The following is a 12,992-nucleotide window of genomic DNA, read 5'->3' on the forward strand; positions in this document are numbered from 1 at the left end:
ATGCGGAGATTCCGAAAAGTGCGGCACGTTCCTCTGCCGCTTCTGGCTGTGATAATGGCGGCTATTCTGTTTGCAGAGCTGGCACGGTGTGAAAGAGAAGGCGCGAAAGAGACAGCGGCGGAAGCAGAAAAAAGTGTGCCCCGCCGTGCGGCGCTGACATTTGATGACGGGCCGAATGCGTGCTATACGCCGGAGGTGCTTGAAATTTTAAAAGAAAATGAAATTCCGGCAACGTTTTTTCTGCAGGGGCAGTGTCTTGCCGGAAACGAAGAAATCGTCCGCCGGATGCATGCGGAAGGCCATCTGATCGGAAATCATACGTTTCATCATGTTCAGCTTACGAAAGTATCAGAAGAGGAAGCGAGGGAGGAGGTCGTGAAAACAAGCAATGCAATCTACGAGATCACAGGGGAATATCCCGTCTATATCCGTCCGCCGTTCGGGGAATGGAGAGAGGGGCTGGACCTTGCAGTGACGATGATCCCGGTACTCTGGGATGTGGATTCCCGCGACTGGGAGAGCCAGAACACCGCGTCGATCTGCAGCGAGGTGCTTCCGAATGTGAAGGATGGCAGCATTATTCTCATGCATGACGGCTACCGCGCGACAGTGGAAGCGCTGCGGCGGATCTTAAAAGAATTAAAAGAAGAGGGATACACGTTTGTGACGGTGCGTGAGCTGATTGAAGAATAGCTTCCGCGGATTCCATCGAACATAGTTGCGGAGAATCCGAGATTAAGGGGTTGAGGATACCCGCCAAAATGTGATAAGATAAATGGCAGGAAGAAAAATGGGGTGAAAAATACATGGATTTGTTTGATTATATGAAAGAAACCACAATGGAAAAAGAGTCCCCCCTCGCATCGCGCATGCGCCCGACAACGCTGGACGAGGTGGTTGGACAGGAGCACATCATCGGCCCTGGAAAGCTGTTGTACCGTGCGATCAAGGCGGATAAACTTGGCTCCGTCATTTTCTACGGCCCTCCGGGAACGGGAAAAACGACGCTTGCCCGCGTCATCGCCAACACGACAAGCGCAGAGTTTACCCAGCTGAATGCCACGACAGCCGGCAAAAAGGATATGGAAGAAGTCGTAAAAGAAGCGCAGCAGCGGATCGGCATGTACGGCAAAAAGACGATTCTTTTTGTCGACGAGATCCACCGCTTCAATAAGGGGCAACAGGATTATCTGCTTCCGTTTGTGGAGGACGGCACACTCGTTCTGATTGGCGCGACGACGGAAAACCCGTATTTCGAGGTCAACGGGGCGCTGATTTCGCGTTCCATTATCTTTGAATTAAAGCCGCTCGAAAAAGAGGACATCGAAAAACTGCTGGAGCGCGCGGTGACGGACCCGGTAAAGGGGCTCGGGACGTACAACGTTGTGCTCGATGCGGATGCAAAAGAGTTCCTCGCCGACATCGCAGGCGGTGACGCGAGAGCGGCCTTAAATGCAATCGAGCTGGGCGTCCTCTCGACGGAACGTCAGGCGGACGGAAAAATCCATATCGATCTCGAAACGGCATCGGAGTGCATCCAGAAGCGCGTCGTGCGGTACGACAAGACGGGCGATCAGCATTACGATACGATCTCTGCATTTATTAAGAGCATGCGCGGTTCTGACCCGGATGCGGCGGTCTTTTATCTGGCCAAAATGCTGTATGCCGGGGAGGATATCAAGTTTATCGCCCGCCGCATCATGATCTGCGCGGCGGAGGATGTCGGCCTTGCCGATCCGAATGCCTTAAATGTAGCAGTTTCCGCGTCCCTTGCCGTGGAACGCGTCGGCATGCCGGAGGCGCAGATTATTCTGGCGGAGGCAGCCACGTATGTTGCCTGTGCACCGAAGAGTAATTCTTCGTGCGAGGCAGTCTTTGCGGCGATGAAGACGGTCGGAAGTGTGCGGACGTCGGTTCCGCCGCATCTGCAGGACGCCCATTACAAAGGTTCTGCAAAACTCGGCCACGGTCAAGGCTATCAGTATGCACATGATTACCCGAATCACTACGTCGAGCAGCAGTATCTGCCGGACGAGATCTTAGGAAGCCGTTTCCTTCATCTTGGAACGAACGGCTATGAGCAGAAGATCCGGGAAAACTTCAAAAAAATTGGAAAAGACATCGAATAAAAGGGGAAGAAATCATGACAGACTGGCTTGGAAAGCCGTATTATTCGCTGGACGCCTATCTGAAAAAGACGTTCGGGGAAAAAGTGTACAAGCTCTCGCTCGACGGCGGGATGACGTGTCCGAACCGGGACGGCACCTGCGGTGACCGGGGCTGCATTTTCTGCAGTGCGGGCGGCTCCGGTGATTTTGCCGGGGACAGAAACAAATCCATCCCGGAACAGATCCGGGAGCAGAAATCCCTCCTGCAGCAAAAGCGGCCGGTGCATAAGTTCATCGCCTATTTCCAGGCGTATACGAACACGTACGCGCCGGTGGAATATCTGGAAAAAATTTTCCGGGAGGCAATTTCGGACGAGGAGGTCGTGGTCCTTTCGATCGGAACGAGACCGGACTGCTTAGGGGAAGAGGTTCTTTCTCTGTTAGAAGAGCTGAACCGGATCAAACCGGTCTGGTTGGAGCTGGGACTGCAGACGATGCATGAAAAAACGGCACAGTATATCCGAAGGGGCTATCCGCTTTCCTGTTTTGAACAGGCAGTAAACGAGCTGCACAGGCGGGGGATTCCCGTGATTGTCCACACGATCCTCGGTCTGCCGGGGGAGGGACAGGAAGAAGTCTTTGCAACAATGGATTACCTGAATGGACTTTCCATTTCCGGCATCAAGCTTCAGCTGCTTCATGTGCTGAAAAACACGGATCTTGCGGCGGACTACGCGGCCGGAAAATTTGAGGTGCTGGAGCAGGAGGCGTATCTTACCCTTGTCATCGACTGTCTGCGGCGCCTCCGTCCCGATCTTGTGATCCACCGTGTGACGGGAGACGGCCCCGGGGATCTTCTGATTGCACCAACATGGAGCCAGGCAAAACGCGCCGTCTTAAATGAGCTGCATCATCGCATGAAAGAAGAACATGCGTATCAGGGACAGCTTCTGGACGAAGAAAAAGGAGGAAACACACCGTGATTGAATCATCCTTTACGTTATACAAACTGATTATTCTCTACATGCTGCAGAATGTGAATTTTCCGCTGTCAAATACACAGATTTCGGATTTTATCCTGGAAAAAGAGTACACGAACTACTTTCATCTCCAGGAGGCGTTAAGCGAGCTGCAGGATACAAAGCTGATCGAGATCGAGAAGGTGCGCAACACCTCGTACTACCACATGACTGAGGAGGGCAGCAAGACGCTTTCCTTCTTCGAAAACGAGATCTCTCCGGAAATCCGGGAGGAAATCGACCGCTATATGAAGGAACACTCCTATGAACTGCGAAAAAAAGCGTCCGTTGTGGCCGATTACTACAAGACCGCGGGAGATGACTACGAGGTCCGCTGTCAGGCAAGAGAGCGGAAGACGACTATTTTTGAGATTGTCGTGACGGTTCCGTCCGAGGAGGCGGCCAAAAAGATCTGCAGCAACTGGGAAAACCGGAGTCAGAAGATTTATGCTTCGATTATGAATGAACTGTCAAGATAACGATTGACAGGAATGGTGGCATATAATAGAATAAATTAGTATGTCTAAAAAGCATAAACATGGAAAACATAGTAAATAAGATTTTATATTCCAAAGGAGATAAAACTGTGCCTGATTATACAAAAGAAATTGAAAGACGGCGTACCTTTGCCATCATTTCCCACCCGGATGCCGGTAAAACCACACTGACTGAGAAATTCCTGCTGTACGGAGGAGCGATCAATCTCGCCGGTTCCGTAAAAGGAAAAGCGACTGCGCGCCATGCCGTATCCGACTGGATGGAGATCGAGAAAGAGCGTGGTATTTCCGTTACCTCTTCCGTTCTGCAGTTCAATTACGACGGCTACTGCATCAACATTCTGGATACCCCGGGACACCAGGACTTCTCGGAGGATACGTACCGTACCCTGATGGCAGCCGATTCCGCCGTTATGGTGATCGATGCCTCAAAGGGTGTCGAGGCACAGACCAGAAAGCTGTTTAAAGTCTGTGTCATGCGCCACATCCCGATCTTTACCTTCATCAACAAGATGGACCGCGATGCGAACGATACCTTCGAGCTGCTCGACGAGATCGAAAAAGAGCTCGGCATTGCAACCTGCCCGATCAACTGGCCGATCGGTTCCGGAAAGAAATTCCGCGGTGTTTACGACCGTGACAAAAAGAAAGTCCTTACCTTCTCCGATACAATGAAGGGAACGAAGGAAGGTATCGAGGAAGAAATTGATATCGACGATCCGCATCTTCTCGATGTGGTCGATGAGGACCAGAAAGAACAGCTTATGGATGAGATCGAGCTGCTCGACGGCGCAAGTGCAGAGTTTGACCAGGAGCTTGTCAGCAAGGGAGAGCTCTCCCCGGTATTCTTCGGATCTGCGCTCACCAACTTTGGTGTGGAGACTTTCCTGCAGCACTTCCTCACGATGACGATGCCGCCGCTTCCGCGTACGGCAGACTGCGGCGTGATCGATCCGGTCAAAGAGGATTTCTCTGCGTTTGTCTTTAAAATCCAGGCAAACATGAACAAAGCACACCGTGACCGTATCGCATTCATGCGCATCTGCTCCGGCAAATTCGACGCCGGAATGGAAGTCTTCCATGTGCAGGGAGGAAAGAAAATGCGTCTTTCCCAGCCGCAGCAGATGATGGCGAGTGACCGTCATATTGTTGATGAAGCATACGCCGGCGATATCATCGGTGTATTTGACCCGGGTATCTTCTCCATCGGAGATACGATCTGTATGCCGGGCAAAAAATTCGCATACGAGGGAATTCCGACCTTCGCGCCGGAGCATTTTGCAAGAGTGCGCCAGCTCGATACGATGAAGAGAAAACAGTTCGTCAAGGGAATTTCCCAGATTGCACAGGAAGGTGCGATCCAGATTTTCCAGGAGTACAAAGGCGGCATGGAGGAGATCATCGTCGGCGTTGTCGGCGTCCTGCAGTTTGACGTTTTAAAATACCGTCTGGAGAACGAGTACAACGTGGATATCCGTCTGGAGAACCTGCCGTATGAGCACATCCGCTGGATCGCAAACAAAGAGGAGATCAACCTGGACCGTATTCAGGGTACATCCGATATGAAGAAGGTCATGGACCTCAAGGGAAATCCGCTGCTTCTCTTTGTCAATCCGTGGAGTGTCGGCATGGTACAGGATCGAAACAAAGACCTTGTGCTGACCGAATTCAGCAAAAACTAAGAACAAAAGCGCGGGATGCCGCTTAAAAAGGAGAAGGAATGAACTTATTCGATATTCTGGGCCCTGTGATGGTCGGTCCGTCGAGTTCGCACACAGCGGGGGCAGTGCGGATTGGATGGATGACGCAGAAACTTCTCGGGGAACAGCCGGTGGAAGCAAAAATACTGATGTACGGTTCCGTTGCCGCAACGGGAAAGGGCCATGGAACGGACCGCGGTCTCGTCGCGGGTCTTCTCGGCATGCGGCCGGATGACGAGCGGATTCCGGACAGCTTTGAAATTGCCCGGAAGATGGGTCTTTCCTATTCATTCGGCATCGCCAATCTGACGAGTGCCCATCCGAACAGCGTCGTTCTGGAAGTAAAGGGAAAGAGCGGCCGGACGCTCGAGGTGCAGGCGTGCTCCCTTGGCGGCGGCCGTATCATGATCAACCGCCTCGACGGGCTGGATGTCAACTGCAGCTGCGAGATTCCGACCCTGATCGTCCACAATCTGGACCAGCCGGGCCACGTAGCCGAGGTTACGTCGATGCTGGCACATAAGTCAGTCAACATTGCGAATATGTCCCTCTACCGCGACAAGAGAGGCGGATCGGCCGTCATGGTCGTGGAGATGGATCAGCCGCTTCCCAAAGAGTCGCTGGAATGGCTGGAGCATCTTGAGGGCATTGTAAAGGTAACATACATCAACGTAACGGAAGGAGAAGAGGACGATGTCTTATAATTCACTGGAAGAAATTGTCCGGGAGTGCCAGGAAAAAGACCTGCCGTTTGATGAAGTCATCCTTCTGGACGATATGAATGAGAGAAATGTAAGCCGCGAAGAGTCCATTGAGACGATGCGCGGCATGTGGGAAGCCATGAAAGGCGCTGAACGGAATTATGACGGTTCGCTGCAGTCGAGAAGCGGTCTTGTGGGCGGCGCCGGAAAGACGATGCGCGCGTATGTCGAGAGCGGGAACACGCTCTGCGGACCGTTTGTCGGAAAAGTTATGGCATCTGCACTTGCGATGGGTGAGTCAAACGCCTGCATGAAGCGGATCGTTGCAGCACCGACCGCAGGAGCGTGCGGTGTGCTTCCGGCTGTGCTCGTGAATTACCAGAAAGAGAAGGGGACAGCGGATGAGCAGATCGTGCGTGCGCTCTACACGGCAGCCGGTATCGGCCAGGTCGTTGCGGCGCGGGCCTACATTGCGGGCGCTTCCGGCGGCTGCCAGGCCGAAATCGGAACAGCAAGCGCGATGGCGGCAGGCGCACTGACCGCACTTGGCGGCGGCACTCCGTCCCAGATCACGCATGCGGCAGCGATGGCATTAAAGAACCTGCTCGGTCTCGTGTGTGACCCGGTCGGCGGTCTTGTCGAGGTCCCGTGCGTCAAGCGGAATGTGATCGGTTCCGTGAATGCACTTTCTGCGGCGGACATGGCACTTGCGGGAATCATAAGCCGCATTCCGCCGGATCAGGTGATCGATGCGATGCGGGAAGTCGGCGACCAGATGCATCCGAGTCTGCGCGAAACCGGCCAGGGCGGCCTTGCCAACACGCCGGCAGCACGCGAGTGGTGCGCGGCACAGGAAGAAGAATAAAAAAAACTTTTATTTTCGGAAAACTTTTGGTATAATAAAGGAAAGTCAGCCAAGGAGGAGGTTCTTTAAGATGGCAGAGGCAAAAATTCAGAAAAGAAACACTTATACGATATATGATGACGAAGGAATCGGAACCGTGCAGATTGCAGACGAGGTGGTAGCTATTATCGCAGGACTTGCGGCAACGGAAGTGGACGGGGTAGCCTCCATGGCCGGAAATATTACCAACGAATTAGTCAGCAAGCTTGGCATGAAAAATCTTTCCAAGGGTGTCAAAGTTGATGTACTCGACGGCGTTGTCTGCGTGGATCTTGCCCTCAATCTCAAATATGGATACGAGATTCCGGCAACCTGCAAAAACGTACAGGAAAAAGTAAAAACAGCGATCGAGAATATGACAGGCCTGGAAGTTTCCGATGTCAATGTAGCCATTGCAGGCGTGAATATGGAACAGACGAAATAAAAAACAACGAACCGCGAGGGAATAAGGCGACCCCTTACAACCCCGCGGTTCTTGTTAACTATTCAGAGCCAGATGAAATGGAAGAAAAATAGTTAATTAACTATACAGGAAGGAATTAAAACAGACAATGAACAGAAGCAAACTTCGCGAAAATATTTTTAAACTTCTCTATACCGCAGAGTTCCAGGAGAAAGAGGAGATGCCGCAGCAGATGTCTCTTTACTTTACGTACTCTGACGACAACGACGAGGATGAAGAAGTAACCGTAAGCGAAAAAGATCAGACCTATATGGAAGAGAAATACCATCATGTGACCGAGCACATCCCGGAAATCGACGAGATGCTGAACCGTACTTCCGAGGGCTGGAAAACGACCCGTATGGGAAAAGTAGACCTGGCGATCCTGCGTCTTGCCGTTTACGAGATGAAATTCGACGAGGACGTTCCGGTCGGTGTAGCCATCAACGAGGCCGTTGAGCTGGCAAAACGCTTCGGCAGAGACCAGTCTCCGTCCTTTATCAACGGTATTCTTGGAAAACTGGCAAGAGAAGAAGATGAGAAATAAAAATCAGAATGTTTACACCGTAGGCCAGGTCAATTCATACATCAAAAACATCTTTGACCAGGACTATATGCTCCGCCGGATTTACGTCAGCGGAGAAGTAAGCAACTGTAAATACCATCCGTCCGGCCACATCTATTTTTCCTTAAAAGATGCGGAAGGAACCATTTCCTGTGTCATGTTCGCCGGTTCGCGGCGCGGCCTTGCCTTCCCGATGCGGGACGGCGATAACGTGATTGTCGGCGGCAGCATCAGCGTCTATGAGCGGGACGGAAAGTATCAGATCTATGCAAAAGAGATCACAAAAGAGGGCGCCGGCCTTTTATACGAAAAGTATCTGGCCCTAAAAGCAGAACTGGAAGAGATGGGCATGTTTGCCCCGGAGTACAAGCAGCCGATTCCTGCGTATGTAAAGAAAATCGGCGTTGTCACAGCACCGACGGGAGCTGCTGTGCAGGATATCAAAAACATTGCACTCCGCCGGAATCCCTTTGTCCAGATCATCCTCTACCCGGCCCTGGTGCAGGGAGAGGGAGCGGCGGACAGTATCGTGGAGGGCATCCGCCGTCTGGACGCACTGAATCTGGATGTGCTGATCGTGGGCCGCGGAGGCGGTTCGATCGAGGATCTTTGGGCGTTCAATGAGGAAAAAGTAGCGCGTGCCGTTTTTTCCTGCCATACGCCGGTGATCTCCGCCGTCGGCCATGAGACCGACACAACGATCATCGATTTCGTGGCAGATCTGCGCGCCCCGACCCCGTCCGCAGCGGCGGAGCTGGCGGTCTCTGATGTCCGCGCGGTACTCAACACACTGGAAAATTATAAAAGCCGCATGAACCATGCGATGGCAAACCAGACGCAGAGAGCGAGAAGCCGCCTTCTGCAGTACGAGACAAAGTGGAAGTATCTCGGACCGGAAAATAAGATCCGTGACCAGAGAGCACACCACGCCGAGCTGGAGCGTCGGTATACAGATGCGATGGAAGAAAAGCTCAAAGAAGCGCGCCACCGCCTTGCCCTTTACATTCAAGCGATGAAGGGTCTGTCCCCGCTGGACAAGCTGAACCAGGGCTATTCCTACGTGGAAAAAGAAGGAAAAGCCATCACTTCGGTGCAGGATGTCAAAGAAGGTGATCTGCTCGAAATCTGTGTATCAGACGGAAAGATCGCAGCGCGCGCAGAGAAGACATCGGCCGTATCCTGGATGGAACAATCGTGAAAAAGCAGAGAATCGAGAAAACATGGGAAATATGGAAGCAGAAGAGAGAAAAGAAGAAGGAACCCCTTCCGGTGAGACACTGGAAGCAGCATTTGGAAAACTGGATCAGATGCTCGAAACGCTGGAGAGCAGCGATGTCAGCCTGGAAGACTCCTTTCGTTTATACAAGGAGGGAATGGAGCTTTTGAACGAATGCAGTCAGAAAATTGACCGCGTCGAGAAAAAAATGCTCCAGATGAATGAGGATGGAACATTCAGAGAATTTTAAAGCGGTACTCGAAGAAAAAACGCGGGAAGCGGAAAGTATCATTGCCGCTTACCTGCCGAAAGAGGAAGGCTTTGCAAAGGAACTGGCAAAAGCCATGAATTACAGTATGACAGCGGGCGGAAAGAGGCTTCGTCCGCTGCTTTTGCAGGAGAGTTTCCGTCTGTTCGGCGGAACCGGGGAGGCTGTAAAACCATTTATGGCAGCCATGGAGATGATTCACACCCATTCCCTGATCCACGATGATCTCCCTGCGATCGACAACGATGATTACCGCCGCGGCAGAAAAACGACCCATGTCGTCTTCGGGGAGGCCGTCGGCGTGCTGGCAGGAGACGCCCTTTTAAACTATGCATACGAGACAGCCTGGAAAGCCTTTCCACTGGAGGAGCACACCGACCGCGTAGTGCGTGCTTTTGGCATTCTCTGTCAGAAAACCGGAATTTCCGGCATGTTGGGCGGTCAGAGTGTTGACGTGATGAATGAAAAAGCCGGCCATTTCGCCATCGACCGTGAGATGCTGGACTACATTTACGAGAACAAGACTTCGGCGCTTTTAGAGGCTGCCATGATGGCAGGTGCGGCACTTGCAGGAGCAAACGACGATGATCTTGACGCGCTCTGCCGGATTGCCTCCAAAGTCGGAATCGCGTTCCAGATCCGGGACGACATCCTGGATGTCACATCCACGATGGAGGAGCTTGGAAAGCCGGTTTTCAGTGATGAAAAGAATGAAAAAACAACGTATGTGACGATGTTTGGCACAGACGGGGCGGAGCAGGAGGTAAAACGGCTCACGAAAGAGGCCGTAGACGAACTGAAAAATCTGTCCTGTCCGGGAGATAAAATATTTCTGGAAGAGCTGTTTGAATCTCTGACTTCCAGAAAAAAGTAAGGGATGATTTCATGTTAGAAAAAATACAGAAACCAAACGATATTAAGAAGATTCCGGCGGACCAGCTTCCGGCGCTTGCAGAGGAAATCCGGGAATTTATTATCGAGTCTTTGAGTAAAACCGGCGGCCATCTGGCGTCCAATCTTGGTGTCGTGGAACTGACGATTGCGATGCACCGCGTCTTCGATCTTCCAAAAGACAAGCTGATCTGGGATGTGGGACACCAGTCCTACACGCACAAGATTCTGACCGGGCGGAAAGACGGGTTTGAAACGCTGCGCCGGGAAGGCGGCATCAGCGGATTCCCGAAGCGGAGCGAGAGTGACTGCGATGTATTCGACACCGGCCACAGCTCGACCTCGATTTCCGCAGGCGTCGGCTATGTGCGTGCACGGGAACTGAAAAAAGAAAATTATTCCGTTGTTTCGATCATCGGAGATGGTGCGCTGACCGGCGGCATGGCGTACGAGGCGCTGAACAATGCGGCCAGCCTGAAATCGAATTTTATTATCGTTTTAAATGACAACGAAATGTCGATCACCGAGAATGTCGGCGGTATGTCATCGTACCTGTCCGGCCTTCGGACGGCATCGGCGTACACGGATTTCAAGATGGACGTCACAAAGGCATTGAACCGCATTCCGGGCATCGGACCTGGCATGGTGGATGCGATGCGGAAGACGAAAAGCAGCATCAAACAGATCATCATTCCGGGCATGCTGTTTGAGGATATGGGACTTACGTATTTAGGTCCTGTGGACGGCCACAACATTCCGCAGCTGATCAAGACCTTCCAGGAAGCAAAACGGTTTGAAGGACCGATTCTGGTGCATGTCCTGACACAGAAGGGCCGCGGCTATGAGCCGGCGATGCGCCACCCGGCAAGATTCCACGGTGCGGGTCCGTTCGATGTGAAAACAGGATTGCCGGTTGGAAAATCCAATCCGACGTACACGGATGTCTTTTCCACAGTCATGCGGAAAATGGGAGATCGAAGAAAGGATGTTGCGGCAGTCACGGCGGCGATGATGACCGGTGTCGGACTGAAACGCTTCTCCAACATGTTCCCGGACCGCTGTTTCGATGTGGGAATCGCAGAAGAGCACGCGGTGACATTTGCAGCGGCACTGTCACTCGGCGGCATTACGCCTGTCGTTGCGATTTATTCTTCATTCCTGCAGCGGGCGTACGATCAGATCATGCATGACGTCTGTATGCAGAATCTCCATGTCGTCTTTGCGATTGACCGCGCCGGTCTTGTGGGCTACGACGGGGAGACACACCACGGCATTTTCGACCTTTCCTATCTGGGTTCGATGCCGAATATGACAATTCTTGCACCGAAGAACCTCTGGGAGCTTTCGGATATGATCAAATTTGCGGTCGATTACGACGGCCCGATCGCGGTGCGCTACCCGAGAGGGGAAGCGTATACGGGATTAAAAGAGTTCCGTGCGCCCATCTGCCTCGGAAAATCAGAAGTGATCCATGAGGGAAGCCGTGTTGCACTTCTTGCCGTCGGCAGTATGGTAAAAATGGCAGAAGAAGTGCAGAAACAGTTAAAAGAGCGGATGGATATGGATGCGGCGCTTGTGAATGCGCGGTTCGTCAAACCAATCGATGAAGAACTTCTTCGAAGCTTTGCCGATACGTATGAGCTTGTCGTAACACTCGAGGAAAATGTAAAAGACGGCGGCTTTGGAGAGCGCGTCCTTGCTTTTGCCGAGGAAGAAGACCTTCCGTTCGGCGTGGAGATCATTGCACTGCCGGACCGCTTTATTCCGCACGGAAGTGTATCATACCAGATGAAACAGGTCGGCTTTACGCCGGAAGATATCTGCGGCAGAATTGAGGAATACTACAGAAAACAGGGGCAGGAAGAAAGATGAAAAAACGATTAGATGTATTACTGGTAGAACGGGGCCTTGCCACATCGCGGGAAAAAGCGAAAGCCATGATTATGGCAGGAGAAGTTCTGGTGGACAATGAGCGGGAGGATAAAGCCGGTTCCATGTTCCCGGAAGAAGTGGAGATTGTCTTAAAAGGAAAACCACTGCCGTATGTGAGCCGCGGCGGCTTAAAATTAGAGAAAGCAATGAAAAACTTTAACCTTACCCTGGATGGAAAGGTCTGCATGGATGTCGGAGCATCCACCGGCGGCTTTACCGACTGTATGCTGCAGAACGGCGCCGTCAAGGTATATTCCGTGGATGTCGGCCACGGCCAGCTCGACTGGAAGCTGCGGAACGATCCGCGCGTTGTCTGCATGGAGCGCACGAACATCCGTTACGTCGTGACGGAGGATATCGAGGAGAGACCGTCCTTCGTATCGATCGACGTATCGTTTATCTCCCTGACCAAGGTGCTGCTTCCGGTTCGAAATCTGATGGAAGAGAACGGCGAAATTGCAGCTCTGATCAAGCCGCAGTTTGAGGCAGGACGCGAAAAAGTCGGCAAAAAAGGTGTTGTCCGTGATCCGGCTGTACACAAAGAAGTCATTGAGATGGTCATTTCCTATGCGAAAAGCATTTCCTTCGGCGTGCGCCATCTGGAATTTTCTCCGATCAAAGGACCGGAGGGAAATATCGAGTATCTCGTTCACCTTGTCCGGCTGCCGGACGGCGTGACAGAGGAAGAGACCAATGTCGATGTAGACGCCGTTGTAAAGAGCGCACACGATACACTGGATAAATAAAAG

At 52.2% G+C, this 12,992-nt stretch carries 14 protein-coding genes; all 14 read left to right on the forward strand.

The genetic code is table 11. The features are described 5' to 3' along the window. The 14 genes from DWX00_RS03990 (at position 1) to DWX00_RS04055 (ending at position 12,989) form a co-directional block, all read left to right on the forward strand. Positions 1-693, forward strand: coding sequence for a polysaccharide deacetylase family protein (locus DWX00_RS03990; protein ID WP_022462528.1), 693 nt, complete (start codon positions 1-3; stop codon positions 691-693). A gap of 113 nt (positions 694-806) precedes the next feature. Continuing rightward, positions 807-2,129 (forward strand): replication-associated recombination protein A, encoded by a 1,323-nt coding sequence (locus DWX00_RS03995; RefSeq protein WP_022462529.1) that lies wholly within the window; start codon positions 807-809, stop codon positions 2,127-2,129. Between the two features lie 14 nt (positions 2,130-2,143). After that, positions 2,144-3,091, forward strand: a complete 948-nt coding sequence (locus DWX00_RS04000; RefSeq protein WP_022462530.1) for a TIGR01212 family radical SAM protein — start codon at positions 2,144-2,146, stop codon at positions 3,089-3,091. Then, a complete protein-coding gene (locus DWX00_RS04005; RefSeq protein WP_022462531.1) occupies positions 3,088-3,606 on the forward strand; it encodes a DUF4364 family protein in 519 nt (172 codons plus the stop codon). Before DWX00_RS04000 ends, DWX00_RS04005 begins: the two co-directional genes overlap by 4 nt. A 107-nt stretch (positions 3,607-3,713) precedes the next feature. After that, the gene (locus DWX00_RS04010; protein WP_022462532.1) at positions 3,714-5,306 is read left to right on the forward strand and encodes a peptide chain release factor 3; all 1,593 of its coding nucleotides are present in this window, start codon (positions 3,714-3,716) and stop codon (positions 5,304-5,306) included. Between the two features lie 38 nt (positions 5,307-5,344). Then, positions 5,345-6,028 carry an L-serine ammonia-lyase, iron-sulfur-dependent subunit beta gene (sdaAB, locus tag DWX00_RS04015; protein ID WP_118594692.1) on the forward strand — a complete coding sequence of 228 codons (684 nt, stop codon included), beginning with the start codon at positions 5,345-5,347 and terminating at the stop codon, positions 6,026-6,028. After that, the gene (gene sdaAA / locus DWX00_RS04020; RefSeq protein ID WP_055228454.1) at positions 6,018-6,890 is read left to right on the forward strand and encodes an L-serine ammonia-lyase, iron-sulfur-dependent, subunit alpha; all 873 of its coding nucleotides are present in this window, start codon (positions 6,018-6,020) and stop codon (positions 6,888-6,890) included. Before sdaAB ends, sdaAA begins: the two co-directional genes overlap by 11 nt. Before the next feature lie 70 nt (positions 6,891-6,960). Continuing rightward, positions 6,961-7,353, forward strand: coding sequence for an Asp23/Gls24 family envelope stress response protein (locus tag DWX00_RS04025; RefSeq protein WP_022463352.1), 393 nt, complete (start codon positions 6,961-6,963; stop codon positions 7,351-7,353). 127 nt (positions 7,354-7,480) lie between these two features. Beyond that, positions 7,481-7,918, forward strand: a complete 438-nt coding sequence (nusB, locus tag DWX00_RS04030) for a transcription antitermination factor NusB (protein WP_022463351.1) — start codon at positions 7,481-7,483, stop codon at positions 7,916-7,918. Beyond that, on the forward strand, positions 7,908-9,134 hold the full coding sequence (gene xseA / locus DWX00_RS04035) for an exodeoxyribonuclease VII large subunit (protein WP_118594693.1): 1,227 nt from the start codon (positions 7,908-7,910) through the stop codon (positions 9,132-9,134). The genes nusB and xseA overlap by 11 nt, the downstream gene beginning before the upstream one ends. 22 nt (positions 9,135-9,156) lie before the next feature. After that, positions 9,157-9,402, forward strand: a complete 246-nt coding sequence (gene xseB, locus DWX00_RS04040; protein WP_226906307.1) for an exodeoxyribonuclease VII small subunit — start codon at positions 9,157-9,159, stop codon at positions 9,400-9,402. Beyond that, positions 9,380-10,294 carry a polyprenyl synthetase family protein gene (locus DWX00_RS04045; RefSeq protein ID WP_330415388.1) on the forward strand — a complete coding sequence of 305 codons (915 nt, stop codon included), beginning with the start codon at positions 9,380-9,382 and terminating at the stop codon, positions 10,292-10,294. Before xseB ends, DWX00_RS04045 begins: the two co-directional genes overlap by 23 nt. 11 nt (positions 10,295-10,305) lie before the next feature. After that, entirely contained in the window at positions 10,306-12,183 is a 1,878-nt protein-coding gene (gene dxs / locus DWX00_RS04050; RefSeq protein ID WP_118594694.1) for a 1-deoxy-D-xylulose-5-phosphate synthase, read from the forward strand. Next, a complete protein-coding gene (locus DWX00_RS04055) occupies positions 12,180-12,989 on the forward strand; it encodes a TlyA family RNA methyltransferase (RefSeq protein WP_022463346.1) in 810 nt (269 codons plus the stop codon). Before dxs ends, DWX00_RS04055 begins: the two co-directional genes overlap by 4 nt. The last annotated feature ends 3 nt before the right edge of the window (positions 12,990-12,992 follow it).

This window comes from Blautia sp. AF17-9LB (assembly GCF_003479185.1).
GTDB classification, from domain to species: Bacteria; Bacillota; Clostridia; order Lachnospirales; family Lachnospiraceae; genus Fusicatenibacter; species Fusicatenibacter saccharivorans.